The organism is Flagellimonas halotolerans (assembly GCF_035818535.1).
Classification (GTDB): domain Bacteria; phylum Bacteroidota; class Bacteroidia; order Flavobacteriales; family Flavobacteriaceae; genus Flagellimonas; species Flagellimonas halotolerans.
In genome coordinates, this window is record NZ_JAYKYV010000003.1 from 1 (window position 1) to 18,000 (window position 18,000).

Annotated in this window: 18 protein-coding genes and 1 pseudogene; 7 read left to right on the forward strand and 12 right to left on the reverse strand. The window is 41.9% G+C overall.

The features are described from left to right. The first annotated feature begins 165 nt into the window (after nucleotides 1-165). Complete coding sequence (locus tag VM932_RS04645; RefSeq protein ID WP_326277390.1) at nucleotides 166-603, forward strand: hypothetical protein; 438 nt, start codon at nucleotides 166-168, stop codon at nucleotides 601-603. Between the two features lie 25 nt (nucleotides 604-628). Here the strand turns inward: VM932_RS04645 and VM932_RS04650 are convergent. Beyond that, nucleotides 629-1,669: pseudogene (locus tag VM932_RS04650) on the reverse strand (endonuclease/exonuclease/phosphatase family protein). A gap of 100 nt (nucleotides 1,670-1,769) precedes the next feature. On the opposite strand from VM932_RS04650, the gene VM932_RS04655 reads away from it, so the two are divergent. Then, complete coding sequence (locus VM932_RS04655; protein WP_326277391.1) at nucleotides 1,770-2,045, forward strand: carboxypeptidase-like regulatory domain-containing protein; 276 nt, start codon at nucleotides 1,770-1,772, stop codon at nucleotides 2,043-2,045. Between the two features lie 23 nt (nucleotides 2,046-2,068). On the opposite strand, the gene VM932_RS04660 is transcribed toward VM932_RS04655, so the two are convergent. After that, on the reverse strand, nucleotides 2,069-2,683 hold the full coding sequence (locus VM932_RS04660) for a DinB family protein (RefSeq protein ID WP_326277392.1): 615 nt from the start codon (nucleotides 2,681-2,683) through the stop codon (nucleotides 2,069-2,071). 278 nt (nucleotides 2,684-2,961) lie between these two features. Here VM932_RS04660 and katG point away from each other — a divergent pair, with 278 nt between their 5' ends. The 3 genes from katG to VM932_RS04675 all read left to right on the forward strand — a co-directional run bounded on the left by katG (nucleotide 2,962) and on the right by VM932_RS04675 (nucleotide 6,544). Continuing rightward, a complete protein-coding gene (gene katG, locus VM932_RS04665) occupies nucleotides 2,962-5,187 on the forward strand; it encodes a catalase/peroxidase HPI (RefSeq protein ID WP_326277393.1) in 2,226 nt (741 codons plus the stop codon). A 103-nt stretch (nucleotides 5,188-5,290) separates the two neighbouring features. After that, nucleotides 5,291-5,767 carry an ankyrin repeat domain-containing protein gene (locus tag VM932_RS04670; protein ID WP_293165839.1) on the forward strand — a complete coding sequence of 159 codons (477 nt, stop codon included), beginning with the start codon at nucleotides 5,291-5,293 and terminating at the stop codon, nucleotides 5,765-5,767. Continuing rightward, nucleotides 5,768-6,544 carry a nitrilase family protein gene (locus tag VM932_RS04675; protein WP_326277394.1) on the forward strand — a complete coding sequence of 259 codons (777 nt, stop codon included), beginning with the start codon at nucleotides 5,768-5,770 and terminating at the stop codon, nucleotides 6,542-6,544. Here the strand turns inward: VM932_RS04675 and VM932_RS04680 are convergent. The 3 genes from VM932_RS04680 to VM932_RS04690 form a co-directional block, all read right to left on the reverse strand. Then, a complete protein-coding gene (locus tag VM932_RS04680) occupies nucleotides 6,528-8,147 on the reverse strand; it encodes an Ig-like domain-containing protein (protein WP_326277395.1) in 1,620 nt (539 codons plus the stop codon). The two genes, VM932_RS04675 and VM932_RS04680, sit on opposite strands and share 17 nt — an antisense overlap. A 65-nt stretch (nucleotides 8,148-8,212) precedes the next feature. Next, a complete protein-coding gene (locus VM932_RS04685; protein WP_326277396.1) occupies nucleotides 8,213-8,440 on the reverse strand; it encodes a ComF family protein in 228 nt (75 codons plus the stop codon). A gap of 65 nt (nucleotides 8,441-8,505) precedes the next feature. Next, on the reverse strand, nucleotides 8,506-8,907 hold the full coding sequence (locus VM932_RS04690) for a ComF family protein (RefSeq protein ID WP_326277397.1): 402 nt from the start codon (nucleotides 8,905-8,907) through the stop codon (nucleotides 8,506-8,508). A gap of 49 nt (nucleotides 8,908-8,956) precedes the next feature. Between VM932_RS04690 and VM932_RS04695 the strand changes: the two genes are divergently transcribed. Both VM932_RS04695 and VM932_RS04700 read left to right on the forward strand, forming a co-directional pair. After that, nucleotides 8,957-9,853, forward strand: coding sequence for a hypothetical protein (locus tag VM932_RS04695; RefSeq protein ID WP_326277399.1), 897 nt, complete (start codon nucleotides 8,957-8,959; stop codon nucleotides 9,851-9,853). Between the two features lie 36 nt (nucleotides 9,854-9,889). Continuing rightward, nucleotides 9,890-11,431 carry a glycine--tRNA ligase gene (locus VM932_RS04700; RefSeq protein WP_326277400.1) on the forward strand — a complete coding sequence of 514 codons (1,542 nt, stop codon included), beginning with the start codon at nucleotides 9,890-9,892 and terminating at the stop codon, nucleotides 11,429-11,431. Between the two features lie 3 nt (nucleotides 11,432-11,434). On the opposite strand, the gene VM932_RS04705 is transcribed toward VM932_RS04700, so the two are convergent. From VM932_RS04705 to VM932_RS04735, 7 genes are all read right to left on the reverse strand, one after another. Beyond that, nucleotides 11,435-13,102, reverse strand: coding sequence for a formate--tetrahydrofolate ligase (locus VM932_RS04705; protein WP_326277401.1), 1,668 nt, complete (start codon nucleotides 13,100-13,102; stop codon nucleotides 11,435-11,437). Between the two features lie 104 nt (nucleotides 13,103-13,206). Beyond that, nucleotides 13,207-13,722 (reverse strand): DUF3124 domain-containing protein, encoded by a 516-nt coding sequence (locus VM932_RS04710; RefSeq protein WP_326277402.1) that lies wholly within the window; start codon nucleotides 13,720-13,722, stop codon nucleotides 13,207-13,209. Nucleotides 13,723-13,790: 68 nt separating this feature from the next. Continuing rightward, the gene (locus VM932_RS04715) at nucleotides 13,791-14,432 is read right to left on the reverse strand and encodes an SdpI family protein (RefSeq protein ID WP_326277403.1); all 642 of its coding nucleotides are present in this window, start codon (nucleotides 14,430-14,432) and stop codon (nucleotides 13,791-13,793) included. Nucleotides 14,433-14,435: 3 nt separating this feature from the next. Beyond that, nucleotides 14,436-14,690 carry an autorepressor SdpR family transcription factor gene (locus tag VM932_RS04720; RefSeq protein WP_326277404.1) on the reverse strand — a complete coding sequence of 85 codons (255 nt, stop codon included), beginning with the start codon at nucleotides 14,688-14,690 and terminating at the stop codon, nucleotides 14,436-14,438. Between the two features lie 81 nt (nucleotides 14,691-14,771). Beyond that, nucleotides 14,772-15,257 carry a GyrI-like domain-containing protein gene (locus VM932_RS04725; RefSeq protein WP_326277405.1) on the reverse strand — a complete coding sequence of 162 codons (486 nt, stop codon included), beginning with the start codon at nucleotides 15,255-15,257 and terminating at the stop codon, nucleotides 14,772-14,774. A gap of 10 nt (nucleotides 15,258-15,267) precedes the next feature. Next, the gene (locus VM932_RS04730) at nucleotides 15,268-17,436 is read right to left on the reverse strand and encodes a TonB-dependent receptor family protein (RefSeq protein WP_326277406.1); all 2,169 of its coding nucleotides are present in this window, start codon (nucleotides 17,434-17,436) and stop codon (nucleotides 15,268-15,270) included. Then, nucleotides 17,433-17,996, reverse strand: coding sequence for a cysteine hydrolase family protein (locus VM932_RS04735; RefSeq protein ID WP_326277407.1), 564 nt, complete (start codon nucleotides 17,994-17,996; stop codon nucleotides 17,433-17,435). The genes VM932_RS04730 and VM932_RS04735 overlap by 4 nt, the downstream gene beginning before the upstream one ends. Between the last annotated feature and the right edge of the window lie 4 nt (nucleotides 17,997-18,000).

Here is an 18,000-nt window from a genome sequence, read left to right on the forward strand (position 1 = left end):
GGTGCGCTTATTCCTCGGGTTTTCTGAATACTTCATAAATAAGTTGATTTTGTGTCAACTTATTTCAGGACGGGACAGATACATAATATCAAAAGCCCTTCTCTAAAGTGAGGGGCTTTTTTTATGTCCAAAATTCCGTACTTTTAAGGTCACAAACTAAACCTAATGGAAATTATCAAGAACCTACACTCTTATTTGGCCTATGTGGTGTTGGCCGTTTTAGTTATTGCTGTAATAAATGCCATAGCAGGCTGGTTGGGCAAAAAGGACTTTACCATGCAAAAGGACCTACGTGTTAGTCTATTTGCACTTATTTTAAGCCATATTCAGCTACTGGTCGGACTGTTGTTATACTTTGTGTCCGGGAATGGTCTAAAAGCCATTCAAACTTTGGGAATGGGTGGATTAAATGCGCCAGCACGTTTATTGGCCGTGGAACATCCATTTATCAATATTATAGCCTTGGTTTTAATAACCATTGGTTGGTCGAGGCACAAAAAATTCATGGAAAGCAATAAAAAGTTCAAGACCATCTCCATTTTCTATGGCCTTGGTCTATTATTGATCTTGAGCCGTATCCCTTGGGGGCAGTGGTTTGCTTAATGTCATTTTTGCGAACGCAGGAATCTTATTCTTTAACCTCCTTCAACAAAAACAAATAGGCAGGAAAATGGTCGCTATACCCGGCCGTGAATGTGCCACCCGAATAGGCGCGTAGCGGATAGCCTTTAAATCTTCCTTTGTCGGTTCTGATAAAGGCAGGCTCAAAAATGCCCGCTTTCCAGAAGAAAGCGTGGTACGGTCTTCTGCCACCAAATTGGAGGTCATAAAGATTTGGTCGAACAAGTTCCATTTATCCCGATACGCCTACGAACCCACCCCTTTTTTAAACATGGCCTCCATGGGATTGTAAAGGCTTACACTGTCCAGTTGACGTTTTTTTGCCCTTCGTTTTCAGAATTTTTTTCAAACTATCATAAATTGGGTCGTCATTCAAATCGCCCAAGGCAATGATTTTGGCATCTAAATCCAGTTCTTGAATGGAATCGATAATGCGTTTGTTCATCAGAGCAGCTCTAACAGGTAACAGCGAACTCTTTGCAGCTCCGCCTCTTAGGGACGGCCAATGGTTCACAATAGAATAGATGTTTTCTCGGTCCATGGTGCCCCCGACCACCAATTGGTCGCGGGTGTACTCCCGTTCCCCCATGTCATCAAACAACAAAAGCCTATGACTTTTAAAGGAAGATGGGATAAACGATGCCTTTTTATAAAGTAAGGCAACATCAATGCCCCGTTCATCAGGGGAATCAAAATGAATGATGCCATAATCTTTCTCCTGTAAGTTTGGGTGCCGCATTAAATCTTCCAGCACATCCAAATTTTCAACCTCGCACAGTCCCACAATATCCGGCGAGGTTTTGGGAGTTTCAGCACCAATCTTGGAAATAACGTTGGATAGGTTTTCAACTTTTTGACGATACCGTTCCTCCGTCCAACGGTAACGCCCCTCAGGAGTACGGTCATCATCAAAAGTGAGGGAATCATTTACCGTATCGAACAGGTTTTCACAGTTGTAAAAAGCAATGATTCTTAAGGTGTATGTTTTGGACTTTTGTCCATAAAGTGAGGTCGATATTAATACAAGTAGGCATATTAATAATCGCAATTTATTTTGATTTTGTAGCTAAAATAAGTGCAATTGTCCGCTTTTTAGCAGTTTGTACAGCAATTACAGCCCCTTTTTACTAATTAACCTACAATAACCTATGAGGCTATCCACGATACTGGCTGTGCTTTGTTGTTGCAAACTGCAGTATGGACAACAAAGTACTCCCGTTACAGGGAAATTTATGGAAAAGAGTTCGGATATCCCCATTTCGAATGCCATAATTATCCTTGAAAGCACTTCCCAAGAATTTACTTCAAATGATAACGGTGAGTTTAAAATTCATCTAACGGAAACAGGCGAGCAAATGCTCCATATTTCTGCCGTGGATTATATCACAAAGCGATTTTCGCTGTATCTACAGTTTGCCAATTAATGTTAAGGAAAGTATATAATTTGTTACTGAATTTTTGGAAAACCTTCGTCTTTCATTACCTCTTCCATTTGTAGTACGTGCCTTTCCATATGGCCGGCAATAAAAACAATAAGTTGAACACCATCTACAGTTCCAAAAGGCAGATCGCTATTGTAACGGTTTCTCAAATCGTCGTCCGTTGTTTTAACGTATTCCAAAAGTTCGCTTCGGGTGGAAAGTAAAGCCTCCAAAGTCTCTTCGGTGGAACCAAATTTTCCACTTGGTTCGAACGGTTTGGAGGTCTTCACCTTTTGGCTCCTGTCTGCCACCATGGGCATAATTTCTTTGTCTTTAAAAACTAAAGAGTCCTTAAGTGCAGGTTTTGGGCCCTCTTCAACACTTTTGTGCACTGTTTGGACAAACATCTTTTCGGTCAGGGCAAGGTGTTCCATACATTCGGCAATGGACCACGATGTTGGGTCTGGTTTATAGTGGAACTGTACATAGGTAAGACCATCCAATACCTCGTTCATACGTTCTCTTGTTTCCGTTAAATGTTTGATCATCATTTTTCGGTCTTCTGTACTAAGCTTTGTGCTATAATCCTTGGAAAAACTGAAAAGCACTAGGGCAACTAAAGGGATGATTAATTTTTTCATGAGTTGTGGTATTTATTGATTTTGTCGTAAATTATTGGTTCCTAATGTATTAAAATTAATGGGAATTAAATAGAACGAAAAATAATTTCAAAAGTATTATTTGAATGCTTTATATCTTTTGAAAGATAAGGTAGAGCAATTGAAAGCAGATCACAGAACAGCTAAATAGATTAAGGTTATGTTATAATAGTATTTTAATATTAATCATCTATTCTTTTGACTGCTGTTTTTGTATTTTTATATATCACTAAAAACTTAATTTAAAACGATATACTATCATGAGTAAAGAATTGGCAAATGGTGCAGATGAGGGCGCTTGTCCTTTTTTGAACGGAGAAATAAAACAAGTGGCTGGGAGCGGTACACAAAATGAAGATTGGTGGCCCAACCGTCTTAAATTGGAACTTTTAAGCCAGCATTCAGAAAAATCTAATCCGCTGGGAGAGAAATTCAACTATGCCGAAGCGTTCAAAAAACTGGACTACGCAGCGCTTAAAAAAGACCTTTTAAAGATTATGACCGATTCGCAAGACTGGTGGCCTGCCGATTTTGGCAGTTACGCCGGCTTGTTCATTCGTATGGCATGGCACAGTGCAGGTACGTATCGTTCAGGAGATGGTCGTGGTGGTGGAGGCCGTGGTCAACAACGTTTTGCCCCCCTTAACTCTTGGCCGGACAACGTGAGCTTGGACAAAGCCCGTCGCCTGTTGTGGCCCATCAAACAAAAATACGGCCAGAAAATATCCTGGGCAGACCTTATGATATTGGCTGGAAACGTTGCCTTGGAATCAACCGGATTCCGCACTTTTGGTTTTGCAGGTGGTCGTGAGGACGTTTGGGAGCCAGACCAAGATGTATATTGGGGAAGCGAAAGTGAATGGTTGGCCTTAAGCGATACACCCAACAGCCGCTATTCGCACAACAAAGAAGAACGCGATTTGGAAGATCCTTTGGGAGCTGTACAAATGGGGCTCATCTATGTAAACCCTGAAGGACCTGACGGAAATCCTGATCCCGTAGCTGCCGCTCATGACATTCGAGAGACCTTTAAGCGAATGGCTATGGACGACGAAGAAACCGTAGCCCTTATTGCTGGTGGACATACTATCGGTAAAACCCACGGTAATGGTGATGCAGAATTGGTTGGTGCTGACCCCGAATCAGAAGATTTGGCATTGCAGGGATTGGGATGGGTCAATAAAAATGGTTCAGGAAAGGCAGGTGATGCCTTTACTTCTGGACTTGAGGTGACTTGGACTTCTACACCGGTACGTTGGAGCAACGATTTTTTCCAATTCTTGTTTAAATACGAATGGGAATTGACCAAAAGCCCTGCAGGGGCACACCAATGGGTGGCCAAAGATGCCGAAGCCATCATCCCCGATGCTTTTGGCGGTCCCAACAGAAAACCAACCATGTTGACCACCGACTTGTCGTTACGTTTTGATCCGGCCTATGAAAAGATTTCACGTAAGTTCTTGGATGATCCACAAGCTTTTGCCGAAGCTTACGCCCGGGCTTGGTTTAAGTTGACGCACCGAGATATGGGACCACGTTCCCGTTATCTTGGGCCCGAAGTACCAAAAGAAGAATTGAATTGGCAAGACCCCATTCCAGCGGTAGATTACACCTTGGTTGATGCCTCTGATGTAAAAGCCTTGAAAGCAAAAGTATTGGATTCCGGTCTTTCAATTTCCGATTTGGTTTACACCGCTTGGTCGTCTGCGTCCACCTTCCGTGGTGGTGATAAGCGTGGTGGTGCCAATGGTGCACGTATCAACTTGGAACCCATGAACGGTTGGGAGGTAAACAAAGACACAGGAAAAGTTATAAAATCACTTGAAGCCATTAAGAACGAATTCAACAGCAATGCCAGTGGAGGAAAGAAAATTTCTATGGCTGATATGATTGTCTTGGCCGGTACTGCCGCAGTTGAAAAAGCTGCTAGCGATGCCGGTGTTCCAACCGAAGTGTCTTTTGCACCAGGGCGTAACGATGCCCGCCAAGATCAAACCGATGTAGAGGCCACTAATTACTTGGAACCCAAATATGACGGTTTCCGTAACTATGTGAAACAAGGCGTAAAGGTGCCAGCCGAGCATTTGTTGGTGGATAAGGCCCAATTGTTGACCCTTACCGCACCCGAGATGACCGCTCTTGTAGGTGGTTTGCGTGTGCTGGGTGCCAACTTTGATGGCTCAAAGCACGGCGTCCTTACCGATAAAGTTGGGGTTTTGAGTAACGATTTCTTCGTGAACTTGCTCGATATGGCCACTGAATGGAAAGCCGCCAACGATGAAAAATCGTTGTACGAAGGCCGTGACCGTGAGACTGGTGGCCTAAAATGGACCGGTACCCGTGTGGACTTGGTATTTGGTTCCAATTCCATTTTGCGTGCCTTGGCCGAAGTGTATGCTTCTAAAGACGGCAAAGAGAAATTTGTGAAAGATTTTGTAGCCGCTTGGACCAAAGTAATGAACTTAGACCGTTTCGATTTGGATTAGTAGACCCAAATTATAACCAAAAAATAGAATAGAAAATTTATATCAACAAAAACTGCCGTAGCTAAAAAGCTTATGGCAGTTTTTTATAACTTTCTGTATAACAATGAACAACAAGGAAGAACTCTTTAACCAAATACGAAACGGTAATTTAGAAGCCGTACAAAACCTAATACGGAAGAAGCCTGTTTTTTTGGAAGCTAAAGATCAAAGAGGCTCTACACCACTTATATTGGCAGCTTATTATGGGCACGAGGATATAGTTGATTTTTTGTTGGACAAAGGTGCCCAAGTGAATGCTTTGGACAGTTCTGGAAATTCAGCTCTTATGGGTGTATGTTTCAAAGGGTTTACAAGCATTGCCGAAAAATTAATAAAAGCTGGAGCTAATATCAGCCAAAAAAACGCCATGGGGGCAACTTGCCTTATTTATGCCGTAACATTTAACCGCAAAAGTATAGCAGAACTTCTTCTAAAGCATGGGGCAAATACCACCGTAAAAGACGCCAAGGGGAAAACAGCCATGGACCTTGTTTTGGAACAAGGAAATAGCGAAATGGAAGAAATTTTAAAAAAATACTAGATGTCCACAACTTTGAACATTGCCTTAATTCAGTCCAATTTATACTGGGAAGACCCAGTAAAAAACAGGAAAATGTTCGAGGATAAGATTGATACCATTCCCGATTATGTGGATTTGATCGTACTGCCAGAAATGTTCACTACCGGCTTTACCATGAAACCAAAAAACATTGCCCAATCTGAAGGAGATGGCACGGTAGAATGGATGAAGCGAATGGCCCAACAATATAATGTGGCCATGGTCGGTAGTATTATTTTTCTAGAAAACGGCAAATTTTTTAATCGCTTGTATTTTGTTCCGCCAGTTGGAACTCTTGAGATTTACGATAAAAAACACACCTTTACACTAGCTGGTGAGGATGAAGTATATGAGGCAGGAAAAGAAAAACTGATTTTCGAATACAAAGGGTTTAGCATCTGCCCTATGATTTGTTATGATCTTCGGTTTCCTGTGTGGTCCAGAAATACTGAAGATTACGATGTATTGATTTATGTGGCCAATTGGCCCAAGAAAAGAATCAATGCTTGGGATACCCTGTTAAAAGCAAGAGCTGTAGAAAACATGGCCTATTGTATTGGTGTTAACCGTATAGGAACGGATGGGGCGGATTTTGAATACCCTGGACATTCCGCCGTGTATGATGTGCTCGGGGAACCTATGGTCTATTCTGAAGCAGAAGAGATACTATATGCCACATTGGATAAAGCACACATAGAAAATACAAGAAAAAAATTAAGGTTTTTAGAAGATAGGGATAGTTTTAATTTGATAGGATAAAGGTTTCTTCCTTTTCCCAGTTGGCCCTGATCTCGATAATACCGGGATAGTAGCTTATTTCTTCGGGCTGTCTTTTTTCGAGAAAGCTACCGGTATCCAACTTGCCATTTCCATTTTTATCCAATATGACGCGGGCTACATAGTTGCCCGGATCCAAGTAGTTGAATTCGAAGAATTGTGACTCGGCAGCAACAATCTCTCGCTGAACTTCTCCTTTTTCGTTGGTCAGCTGCACAATCACAGGATAGGTAACATCGCCACCTAAAATCATTCTTAGATTGCCATAATCTGCAAAACTGCCTGTAGATAAATTGTAGGCCAACGTATCGTTCTTAATTCCAAAGAAATCGGTAATAGCCCCAGGCAAAAACGAAAAAGTATATTTTTGATTCGGCTCCACCTCAAAATCGAAATCAATTTTGTTGTTCAAACTGTCCAACACATAGGAGTACGATGCGGGAATGGAATCGCTTACTTTTAGCGAAATATGATTGGTGTCCAATGCTGCAATAGGCGTATTGGCCAAAATACTTAAGGTGTCCTCAAAATTAAATTTTCCGCTAACGGAGGCAGATAGTTTTAAGGAATCCATAGGAAGTTCGCGCATTTTCACTGTAAAAGTGTCAACAATCTGGGCTTTGTCATTCCTGACCGTGAATATAATGGAATCCAAATCGGTCGGGGTCATCCAATAATTTAGGGTGTCCTTGTTCCGTTCCTTCAAAATAGTGGTCTTTACGGAATCGGGCATTGGAGTCAAAGTTTCAATGTCCAAATCCCTGTAATCCCCTTGATACCCAAATATAATTTTGTTGTTGGCCACCAAACTGGGTACAGAAGGTTTATAATTTGGCTGCTCTCGAAATAGATTCAATAAGTAAATGGAATCTGTTGGAATTGTAATCGTGTCGGCTATAAAACCGATTTTATCTTGCCCTTGATCGAACATGTTGTTTTTGTTCACATCCTTTAAGCCAAATAAGGCATATTTTCCACCTTTTAGGTTCCTCAATTCAAAAAAGGGAACGCTATCTCCAGTATTTGTAATATACAACGGGGGCTCTTTGTAAATGGTAGAATCTGTATAGGTGCTGTCCATTTCGTAAAGCATCACGCTAATAAACTCGTCCGCTTTTCTGTTAACGGCATCTTTTACAGCACCAGATAACGACAGGGAGTCCAAATAATCTCCAGTAGAGAATACGTAGCTCAAAAAGCTATTGGGATTCCCCTCATTGTTGTCCACAATACTTTGTCCAAAATTTATGGTGTAGGTAGTGTTCTCCCTAAGCGTGTCTTTTATAACGACCTCAATATACTTGCTCGGAGCGCCCATTGGGGTTATGGTGGCAGGGTTCTTAAAGGGTGGGGAAACCACCAACTGGTCCTGCACGTCCTCCAACTTGATCAGCTCATCAAAATAGAGCCGTATTTTTGTTGCCTTAAAATTAGTGGTGAAGTTTTCAGGTTCGCTTCGTACCAGTTTTGGGGGAGTAATATCTTTTGGGCCACCGCTAGGGGAACCACGTTTGGCACATTGCCACATAGCAATGGCCATAAAGGCTAAAAAAAGAAGTCCCAACAGTTTTTTTAAGTACACCATGCCTAAAACCAATGAAGAACAAAGAAACAACTAATTTGAAAAACGGGACAACGCATTAATAAAATTTAACCCTCCGGCACCAGGGCCATACTCAATGCGGAAACTGCTATGTTTTTTTGTTGGAGAAGTGTTTGTGCACAAGGCTCAATGTTTGCAGCGGTAGTGATGACATCATCCACCAAAAGCACATGCTTAAATTTCCCGTTGTATGATGCATTGAGGTCAAAGGCATCTTTAGAGCCTTCCCAGCGACATTGTCGGCCTTTTTTGGTCTGGGTTTTTATGTTCTTCACTTTTATCAACCAATCATCACAATATTCAGCACCTAAATTTTCCGCAATTGTACGCCCAAATAAAGCTACTTGATTGTAGCCCCGCTTTTCAGCTTTTTGGGATGCAAAGGAACCGGTACTACTGCATCAATCTGGCCGAGTTGACCACTTTCTTTTAATTGGGCACCGCAACAATCCCAAATAAAGCCTCCGATCTGTTCTTGGTTTTTGTATTTGAGCCAGAACAATAAACTTTTTATCAGGCCATTTTTGGAGAAGAAAACGAACGATGCAGCTTTTTTTATGGGAATTCTACCATAAAATATACGGTCCACGGCATTTTCTTCCAGATAGTTATAATCGTTGAGTGGCACATCATGTCGACAAACGGCACACAAAACATGTTCATCCCTGAATAATTGCGCATTACATCCAAAACATACCCTTGGCAATAGGATGTTGTTAATCTCGTTTATTATCTTAGCCAACCTTTTTGGTGTCAAATCTTATACATTTTTAGAGTAGTCTGTCAACCCCATGAACTCCCAAGATAACAATTTCAACTACAAAATTATTTTTGCCGCTATGGCCGCGGTAATTGTGGGGATTCTTATTGCCTTTTATTACAGCTACGCCCAATCCAAAAACCAAATGATCTATTTGGAGGAGGAAAAATCACTTTTGGTAAAGGATTTAACATTGATGAGGGCAGAGGTCGACCGTTTATCGGGATTAAATGAGGTAAACGAAATCGAGTTGCAAACCTCCCGGTTTAGGGTGCAGCAACTTTTGGACTCCGTCGGCAGATTAAACTTCAGTATTACCAAATTAAAGGAAACCAGAAAGGAACTTCGTAAATTGGAGTTGCGTTTTGACAGCCTGAAGCTCAAAAACAACTTTCTTAGGTACAACAATAGTTTACTGGCAAGCAAGTACGACGAGACCTTGAAGCGGTTGGAAGAACTACGGGGCAGGGCCAATAATATGCAACAAACGGAATCTTTGCTTCGCGAGACCAATAAGGAACTTGCCAAGGAACTCAAAATTAAAAGCTATTTAAAACTACAAGATGCCGAAGGCAGTGGTTTTAGGTTAAGGGCTGGCAGACCCATAAAAACCAATAAAGCTTCTGTGATCGAAAAATTGAGAGGATGCGTTACCATATTGAGCGACCCTAACACCAAAGGGGACATAAAAGTGCTATACCTTCAGTTTTTGGATCCCAATATGGCCATTATCGAAGACAACGCCAACACTATTTCCGTTAGCGGGAATACATACAGCAAAAAAGTTGAGATTGTCTACACCGGAAAGGAGATCAGTATTTGTGATGCCATAACCGTACCCGAAGGGTCGTTGGCAGAGGGAATTTATACCCTAAATGTCTTTGAAGATGAAAGATTGTTGGCTTCCACTGAATTTCAGCTGAAATAACATACTTCTTTTTGGGTAAAATTCTATTTTTGCCCAATGGCAAATCAGGAAGACATTTTTAAGAAGGTTATCTCCCATGCAAAGGAATACGGGTATGTGTTCCAATCCAGTGAGATTTATGACGGACTCAGTGCAGTTTATGACTACGGACAGAATGGTGCCGAGCTAAAGAAAAACATTCGCGAATATTGGTGGAAGGCGATGGTGCAGCTCAATGAGAACATTGTGGGCATCGATGCGGCGATATTTATGCATCCCACCACATGGAAGGCCTCTGGCCACGTAGATGCCTTTAACGACCCTTTAATCGATAACAAGGATTCCAAAAAAAGATACCGCGCCGATGTTTTGATCGAGGATTATGTGACCAAGATCGAGGCCAAGATCGAGAAAGAGGTGAAAAAGGCAGCCAAACGGTTTGGCGATAGCTTTGACAAGGAACAATTCCTTGCTACCAACCAGCGTGTTTTGGATTATCAAGCAAAGGCTGATTCCATTTTAAAACGTATGGGAAAATCCCTCGAAAATGAAGACTTGGCCGATGTAAAAGCCTTGATCGAGGAATTGGAGATTGCCTGTCCGCTTTCAGGATCAAAAAATTGGACCGATGTAAAGCAGTTCAACCTAATGTTCGGAACCAAATTGGGGGCTTCTGCCGATAGTGCCATGGACCTCTACCTTCGTCCTGAGACCGCTCAAGGGATATTCGTCAACTTTTTGAACGTACAGAAAACTGGACGAATGAAGATTCCTTTTGGGATTGCCCAAACAGGAAAAGCTTTCCGTAACGAGATCGTTGCCCGTCAGTTTATCTTTCGTATGAGAGAATTTGAACAGATGGAGATGCAATTCTTTATAAAACCAGGCACCCAATTGGAGTGGTACGAGGCGTGGAAAGAGAAACGGATGAAATGGCACCTTTCTTTGGGAATGGGAGTTGACAACTACCGTTTCCATGACCACGAAAAATTGGCGCACTATGCTGATGCAGCTTCAGATATCGAGTTTAGGTTTCCGTTTGGTTTCAAAGAACTGGAGGGAATCCATTCCCGTACCGATTTTGATTTGGGCAAGCATGAGGAATACTCGGGCAAGAAACTACAGTATTTCGACCACGAAGAGAATAAGAGCTACACGCCCTACGTGTTGGAAACTTCCATTGGATTAGATCGTATGTTCTTGGCTGTTTTCTCTAACTCTTTGCAAGAAGAAGAGCTGGAAAATGGCACTACGCGTACCGTACTTAAGATTCCGGCCGTACTTGCACCGAACAAAGTGGCGGTTTTACCATTGTTGAAGCGTGATGGACTTCCCGAAGTCGCTCAAAAATTGGTGGACGAACTGAAATGGGATTTCAATGTGGATTATGATGAAAAAGATGCCGTAGGGCGCCGTTACCGCCGTCAAGATGCTGCGGGAACACCTTTCTGCGTTACGGTGGACCATCAAACATTGGAAGACGATACGGTAACCATCCGCCATAGGGATACCATGGACCAAAAACGTGTAAAGCTTTCAGAGGTGAAGGAAATCATCTCCAAAGAAGTGGATATGCGTTATTGGTTACAGAAAATCTAAGGCTTAGAACAATCCGGTAATCTCCCCAGCATCATTAATGTCGATACCTTCGGATGATGGATGTGTTGGCAACCCTGGCATACGCATAATGTTGCCCGTTATCGGAATAAGGAAACCTGCCCCAACGGCAATTTCTATTTCTCGCACGGTGATGATAAAATCTTTGGGCCTGCCCAATAATTTAGGATTGTCCGATAATGACTTTTGGGTTTTGGCAATGCAAACGGGCAGTTGCTCTAAACCAAGGTCTGCGATTTTTCTTAAATCAGCTTTGGCTTTGGCGGTGTAGTCCACGTATTCCGCACCATAAATTTCGGTGGCAATAGTGGCTATTTTGTCTTTTACTGTTGATTTCCAATCATAAAGTGGTTGGAAATCGGAGGCTTTGGATTCCACAATCTCAATTACGGATTTAGCCAATTCTTCCGAACCTTCACCACCCTTCTCCCAAACATTGGCAACGGCTACTCGAACACCTTTTGATACTGCTAATGCCTTGATTACCGCAATTTCTTCATCCGTGTCTGTAACAAATTTATTGATGGCAATTACGGGAACAACGTTGAATTTAGCGATGTTTTCCAAATGCTTCTCCAAATTCGGAAGCCCTTTTTTCAAGGCCTCTACGTTGGGTTCGGTCAACGATTTTAAATCTGCGCCCCCATGATATTTTAATGCCCGAATAGTTGTGGTAAGCACAACGGCCTTGGGCTTTAAACCAGCACTTTTACATTTGATGTCGAAGAATTTTTCGGCCCCTAAGTCAAATCCAAATCCAGCTTCTGTAACGGTGTAATCAGAATGGGACATTCCCATGAAAGTAGCCAGTACAGAGTTGGTTCCTTGTGCTATATTGGCAAAAGGCCCACCGTGAATAATGGCGGGGTTTCCCTCTATGGTCTGTACCAAATTGGGTTTTATGGCATCCTTCAACAAGGCGGCCATAGCGCCTTCGGCCTTCAAATCTTTAGCGTAGATAGGTTTTCTGTCATAAGTGTACCCAACAAAAATGTTGCCCAATCGCTTTTTTAGGTCGCTTAGGCTTTCGGCCAAGCAGAGAATGGCCATGATCTCGGAGGCAGCGGTAATATCAAATCCGGTTTCCCTTGGCACGCCCGAAGTGGTACCACCAAGTCCCACTATGATGTGGCGCAGGGAACGGTCGTTCATATCCATTACGCGTTTCCAGCCAATGGTTCTGGGATCCAATCGTAAAGAATTGGTTTTATTCTGAATATTGTTGTCAATAATGGCCGATAAAAGATTGTGTGCCTTTTCAATGGCGGCAAAATCGCCCGTAAAGTGCAGGTTGATGTCCTCCATGGGCAACACTTGCGAATAACCACCACCAGTGGCACCTCCTTTAATTCCAAAAACGGGACCTAGCGATGGTTCCCGCAATACCACGGTTGTTTTTTTGCCCAAACGGTTCAATCCTTCGGAAAGGCCTATGGACATGGTAGTTTTTCCCTCGCCAGCTGGGGTTGGGGAAATGGCCGATACCAAAATTAAATTACTGTTTTTGGCTTTATCTCGGTTAATGGCCTTAAGAGGAAGTTTGGCCTTGTATTTCCCGAACATTTCAATGTGCTCTGGGTCGATTCCAAATTTTTCTGCAATGGTGGATATGTGTTTCAAAGAAACACCTTTGGCGATTAGTAAATCGTTCATAGTTTAGTTTTTATGCGCAAGGAAAGCATGTATCCTTCCCCTAATTGCTATACAAGATACATAATCGAGGGAGTAAAACTATGATATTTGTGGGTTTGAGAGGACTATTCAACTCTTCTACCTTCGGTGGTGAAAGACAAACCTTGTTGTCCCGAAGTGGAAATCATGACCCCTTCAAAATAAGGCTCGTGGGAAGTTGGTTTTATGGACCAATTAAAAAGGAAGTTGGCACCTGTTCCTCCTGACTTGTCCTTCTCATCAATCACAATTTCAACGGTTTCCATCGGTTTTATGTAGATGGGCTCATCAAAATAAGTTCTGATGGGATTGCCCTCGGTATCAAAATATTCCGCTTTGTGGATGTAGATGGTATCTCTTAGGTTGGTATTTCGCATACTTATGGTACTGGTAAGGGCGTGGGTGCGGTGTTCGGTTTCACTATAAATCTCGGAATACACGGAGAGATACGAAATACCTTTCATCAAGGAATCCCGCTCGGAGATATGAGCCGTGCGATTGCTCCAGTTTACAGAGTCGATGGAACTCACTTCTTTCTTGTTTTTTTCAGTGCAGGAAAAAATCAGGAGCAAAAACAGGAAAGAAATATAATTTCGTGTCATATGATTTGCAATTGGTAACTAAGATACGGATTACTCACAAACCTATTCAAAGCTTTTTATTTGATGAATTAGTCTTTTTGCTTTCTGAATAACAGATAAGAATATACTACAGGAACCAAGACCATTACAGCGATGATGGTCATAAAAATGATAAAATTGGTCTGTTCATTAAAAATTAGGCTGGATAGAATGACAAGCAAACCGCCTGCGAACCAGATTTTGCCTCCCAATTTGTGGGTTTCTTTCCAAACACTTTCATTTTCCAAGGTCCAAGGCGTTCGGATACCTATAAAATAATTGGCTTTGATTGTTTTGAAATAGTTGCCAAATATGATGAAAAGGATTCCGCATAACAACAAAATATAATTGGGATTGGCAATGGATTGATTTTTTGCAGTGTATATGATAAACAATGCCAAAACCGACATAAAAGTGGTAATAATCCATTTTAAGGTATCATATTTCTTGCCCATTTTTTGGATTTGTTTTTTCGGGTCGATGTAGGGTGCCGCCAAAAATATCACGTAGATCAACAAAGAAGTTAAAATAGGGATAAGGATAAGTTCCGATCTATCGCCGTAGCGGTCCACCTCCCCCTTTATATTCCAGTGCAAGGGAACTTCACTGGGCAACTGCTTCCAAACGTAGGTTAAGTAGAGAAAGGGCAGCAATACAATTCCGATGAGCGGCAATTCTTTTTTAAGCTTCATAATTTATTTTTTAAGGGTTAGTATCCAGTTAAGCAAATCTTCTAAAATGGAGGTGCTAAGTGAATATTCCACAAACTGTCCTTTCTTTTCACTAGTGACCAGATTGGCTTGTTTTAATATATCCAAATGGTGGGAAATACTTGGTTTCGAAATTTGAAACCGCTCGGCAATCTCTCCCGCATTCATATCCTTTTCTTTGAGTAGTTCTACAATCTCTCTACGTGTTTCATCATTCAGGGCCTTGAACAGGGAATTCATTTTTTATATTTAGCTGTTTAGGGAAATATCTAAATGTTAATTGAAATTTCAAAATAGTTGTGTTCTAGCACCCAATATTGCTTACTGTTTGACTTTTATAGGCACCCAAAACTCCTCTTCGGATTCGGGGTGCTCTCCTTTGTATTTATCGCCCATTAGTGCAAAGTAGGGCCTGCTGTCCATTTCATATTCCGAAAGGGGTAACCATTCTGAATAAATATACTTGAAGGTTTCCATGGCATGGCTCGGTTTTCCTTTGTATGGAAAAACTGCATATAGGCCTTTGGGCAATGCTAGGCTTTCCATTTGATCGGGAATTTGTTCAAAATCGGATACGGCAATGGCGGCCCATTTTTCAAATGCCAGGGTAGGGTCAAAATTTTCAAAAAAGGACGTGTCGGGATAAATTTCTACCGAATAAAGGTCATTATTAATGGAGTTTTTGACCTCCCTTTTCCTTGGTGAAAAGCTAGTCCAAAGATCAAAAGTTTTATCATCAGCGAAAGATGTACTCAGTTTTTTGCCAATTAATTTAGTAGGAGGTAGGGTTTCTATTTTTGGTGTCATTGATCAAATTTTAAAAAACATAATTTAATTGCATACCCCCAAAATAATTGCGTGCATTTCCTGGATAATAATATCTGGGCTGTGCGCCTCCAAAACCAACTGCATTGATCAATACGGATTGGGCATAATTACTGTCAAAAATATTGTTGATTCCCGTACTTAGACCTAAACTGATATGCGACGAAAGTGAGGTACGGAAGCCCAACTTGGCATGGAACACGTTAAAGGAATCGCTGTTTATGGAATTGGCATCCGTTAAGGGAATTTCGTCCACATACTGATGGGTCAGATTAAGCAACAACCCGTTTGAATGTCTTAAATCGATACCCGAACTTAATCGATGTTTTGGCACCCCAGTGAGCGGATTGCCCGAATAATCGTTGTCACCGTCGACAAAATCCACAAAACTATGGTCGTTCAATGTATAGCTGAGATATGGGGAAAAGGTAACCGACCGTGATAGTTTTTCTCGGTATTGCAAGTCCAGTTCCAACCCTTGGTGACGGGTTTTCCCGGCATTTCTGCCAATATATTGGTCCTCTCCAATACGTTGGGCCACCAACAGGTTTTTCACGTTCATTCGGTACAGGCTGATGTTCGCCGAAAGCCTTTTCTCAAATAGCGACAACTCACTTCCAAGTTCATAGTTTGTTCCCGTTTCTTGGGCAATGCCCGGGTTGATGATTCCTTCTGGAGTAAGTGTTTCTTCCAAACTGGGATTGGAAAAGCCCCTACTGATGTTCGCATAGACTTTTGCATTTTTTAATTGGTAGTTGATCCCCAGATTTGGTAGCAAAATGGCATCAAAATCACGTTCTGCAGAAGCGTTGGTCTCTCCTTGGTTGAACAAGTCCCTAAAATCGTAATGGGTCTTGTTCAAGTTTAGCCCCAATTGGGCGGAAAATTTTGTCGTTAAAGGATAGGTAAGCGTCCCGAAAAGGTTGAACTGCCGCCTAAACTCTGTATTGTCGCTTAGTTGACTTCCTTGCAGGCTACCGTTGCCATTATTTTCTTCATACAGATTTTCAAAAGTGCCCCAATGGTATTCATCTTTATAGAACTCGCCACCAAAGGAGAATTGTGCATTGCCCCAATTGCCGGCAAAACGGTTCCGAACACCAAATCCATTGGTAAACTCATCCAAAATATCGAAAGGTCTAGGTTCGTAATGGTCCAAGTAAGTATAGAAAACACTTGTGGTATTTTGGAGGTTTTCGGAAAACTGATAGGTATGTGACAGACCCGTTAAAATATAGTTGTTGGCCTCATAACCCTTTGATTCCAACCAGTTTGATGGTGCCCTCGTAGGGTCCTCCTCAAAATCTGTTTGATTAATGGAACTCGGAATATGCGCTGTATAATCGATATAGTTTACCAAAATAGCCATGCTGCTTTTTTGCCCGGTTTGGAACTGGGTGTTCAGCAGTAAACCATCGCGCCGGAACTGACTGTTCTGTCTGTATCCATCGGTTTCCAGATGATTGTAGCTAAGGGATAGATTAAAACCGTCTTCCGAATGGGTAAATGTCAAGTTGTCTTTCAACATATTGTAAGACCCCATCGCGAACGAATTAATGAGTTGGGTCTTGTCTTGAACGGATGCCTTGGTGTCCAGCAAAATGGCACCACCCAGATTGGAACCATACGCAGTGGCTTTTGGGCCTTTTATAACCTCTACGGTACCTAAATTCTCATAATCGTAGGCCTCGATGGTGGAGGAGCCAGTGCCATTGGTAACGGGAATACCGTTAAAGTACATGCGTAGCTTGTTGGTTCCGTAGGGTGTTCTTGCACCGATGCCGCGGATCGTAATTCGATTGGTGTTGATGGCTCCCGATAGAATATAAACACCCGAAATCTGATTGATGGCAGAAGGGATGTCCGTGGGATTGAAACGCTCAAAAGCCTGACCTGCAATTTTGGACGAAGATGTAATTCCCGTAGCTTTTTTAGGAATGGCATCTTGGGTAAGGACAACTTCATCCAATTGTGTTATGGAGTCTTTTTGGGTGTCCTGTGCTATTATTTGAAGTGCAAATAAAAGTGTGAAAAGTAGGGAGAATCCCTTAAATCCCTCATTGAGGGTTTTATTCCCCGACGTTCTACATCGAAATAAATTGATTTTTTTCGTTTGAAGACCTCCTGGGCTTGCCCTAAGGTAGTTGATTTTAAAACTCATTGAAATGATTTGTCTAGTTGGTTTAGTACTGTTTCGGTGTTCTTGATTGTTGCAAATTCATCTTTTAAGTTGGCCAATTCCGAATGAAAAATGATGTCTGCACTATATTTTTTTCCATCAAACCCAATTTTATCAAAGGCAGCAGTGGCATCAGAAACCAAAATAACATTAAAACCAAGGTTTGAGGCCATCCGAACCGAAGTGGAAATGCAATGCTCAATGGTGAGTCCCGCAATCACCAAGTCAGTAATATCTTGAGCTTTTAGGCTTATTTCCAATTCAGTGCCAATAAAAGCATTGTTCACGGTTTTTTCAAACACAGGTTCGTTGATCATAGGTTGAACCGCTGGGTGGAATTCGTTTCCCATTTTATTGGGGTGCAAGGGTGAACTAAGGTTGGTCGAATTGTGCTTTATATGGAAAATGGGCAAATGTTTTTTTCTGAAGTGTTTGAGTAGTCTGCCACAATTTGCTTCAGCTTCGGGATTGTTCCGCTCCATACCATAAAATGTTGTTTCTTGAAGCCCAAGTTGGGTATCTATTAGAACAAGTGCGGTCATGAGG

What these genes read in the sequence shown, in the direction of transcription:
- VM932_RS04645 (WP_326277390.1), top strand. Translation starts at nt 166, where the DNA reads ATGGAAATTATCAAGAACCTACACTCTTATTTGGCCTATGTGGTGTTG.
- VM932_RS04655 (WP_326277391.1), top strand. Translation starts at nt 1,770, where the DNA reads ATGAGGCTATCCACGATACTGGCTGTGCTTTGTTGTTGCAAACTGCAG.
- VM932_RS04660 (WP_326277392.1), bottom strand. Translation starts at nt 2,683, where the DNA reads ATGAAAAAATTAATCATCCCTTTAGTTGCCCTAGTGCTTTTCAGTTTT.
- katG (WP_326277393.1), top strand. Translation starts at nt 2,962, where the DNA reads ATGAGTAAAGAATTGGCAAATGGTGCAGATGAGGGCGCTTGTCCTTTT.
- VM932_RS04670 (WP_293165839.1), top strand. Translation starts at nt 5,291, where the DNA reads ATGAACAACAAGGAAGAACTCTTTAACCAAATACGAAACGGTAATTTA.
- VM932_RS04675 (WP_326277394.1), top strand. Translation starts at nt 5,768, where the DNA reads ATGTCCACAACTTTGAACATTGCCTTAATTCAGTCCAATTTATACTGG.
- VM932_RS04680 (WP_326277395.1), bottom strand. Translation starts at nt 8,147, where the DNA reads ATGGTGTACTTAAAAAAACTGTTGGGACTTCTTTTTTTAGCCTTTATG.
- VM932_RS04695 (WP_326277399.1), top strand. Translation starts at nt 8,957, where the DNA reads ATGAACTCCCAAGATAACAATTTCAACTACAAAATTATTTTTGCCGCT.
- VM932_RS04700 (WP_326277400.1), top strand. Translation starts at nt 9,890, where the DNA reads ATGGCAAATCAGGAAGACATTTTTAAGAAGGTTATCTCCCATGCAAAG.
- VM932_RS04705 (WP_326277401.1), bottom strand. Translation starts at nt 13,102, where the DNA reads ATGAACGATTTACTAATCGCCAAAGGTGTTTCTTTGAAACACATATCC.
- VM932_RS04710 (WP_326277402.1), bottom strand. Translation starts at nt 13,722, where the DNA reads ATGACACGAAATTATATTTCTTTCCTGTTTTTGCTCCTGATTTTTTCC.
- VM932_RS04715 (WP_326277403.1), bottom strand. Translation starts at nt 14,432, where the DNA reads ATGAAGCTTAAAAAAGAATTGCCGCTCATCGGAATTGTATTGCTGCCC.
- VM932_RS04720 (WP_326277404.1), bottom strand. Translation starts at nt 14,690, where the DNA reads ATGAATTCCCTGTTCAAGGCCCTGAATGATGAAACACGTAGAGAGATT.
- VM932_RS04725 (WP_326277405.1), bottom strand. Translation starts at nt 15,257, where the DNA reads ATGACACCAAAAATAGAAACCCTACCTCCTACTAAATTAATTGGCAAA.
- VM932_RS04730 (WP_326277406.1), bottom strand. Translation starts at nt 17,436, where the DNA reads ATGAGTTTTAAAATCAACTACCTTAGGGCAAGCCCAGGAGGTCTTCAA.
- VM932_RS04735 (WP_326277407.1), bottom strand. Translation starts at nt 17,996, where the DNA reads ATGACCGCACTTGTTCTAATAGATACCCAACTTGGGCTTCAAGAAACA.